This window comes from Nonomuraea cypriaca, from assembly GCF_015645445.1.
GTDB lineage: Bacteria > Actinomycetota > Actinomycetes > Streptosporangiales > Streptosporangiaceae > Nonomuraea > Nonomuraea cypriaca.
The window spans coordinates 1-713 of the sequence record NZ_JADOGI010000568.1 but is presented as its reverse complement, the minus strand read 5'-3'; the positions used below and the strand labels follow the sequence as shown (position 1 = coordinate 713).

The window sequence follows — 713 nt, the reverse complement described above, 5'->3', positions numbered from 1 at the left end:
CCGCCAGCGCGACCAGCGCCCCCGCCGCGCCCAGCGCCAGCATCGACGCCGTGCTCCTGGAGATCGAGATCAGCGAGTTGGCCGCCTGCGTGCCGTCCCTCCCTGCCAATGAGGCGATGAGCCCGACGGCGGCCGGGTTGAAGAACGCCGCCCCCGCGCCCGCCACGAGCTGCAGGGCCACGATCGACCAGAGCTGCGCGGTGCCCGTGAGCAGCAGCACCGCCGTCGCTCCGTGCGCCGCGAACCTGATCACGTCGGCCAGCAACATGACGGTACGGCGCGCGAAGCGGTCGCCGATCGCCCCGCCCAGCAGGGTCAGCAGGATGACCGGCAGCCGGGTGCTGAGCACGACGATCCCGAGGTCCACCGGTGATCCCGTGAGGTGCAGCACGGCGAACGCGATCGCGAGCGGCGTCAGCGCGTCACCGAACGCGGAGGCCGTCTGGCCCACGTAGTAGTTGCGAAAGTCGCGCGACCGCAAGGGCGCGACAATCACGGCGAACGACCTCACCGACCACCACCGACCTCCGGCCGCACACCATCGAGCATCCGGGGCATGTCCGTCGGCACGCGACCCGGCAGGTGGGGCATGTCGGCCGGTGGGCCGCCCGGCTGGGGCGTGTCCGATGGCGGGCCGCCCGGCACCCGGGGCATGTCCACCCGTGCGCCACCCGATGCCTGGGGCATGTCCTCGGCGCCGGTGAAACCCACCT

The 713-nt window shown here is 72.8% G+C and carries 2 protein-coding genes; both read right to left on the bottom strand.

The genetic code is table 11. The annotated features are described in order from the left end of the window. The coding region (locus tag ITP53_RS55645) for an MFS transporter (RefSeq protein ID WP_195903531.1) at positions 1–496 on the bottom strand (496 nt) is incomplete at its 3' end. 11 nt (positions 497–507) lie between these two features. Beyond that, positions 508–713: hypothetical protein (locus ITP53_RS58870; RefSeq protein WP_236052268.1), on the bottom strand; the 206-nt coding region annotated here is incomplete at its 5' end.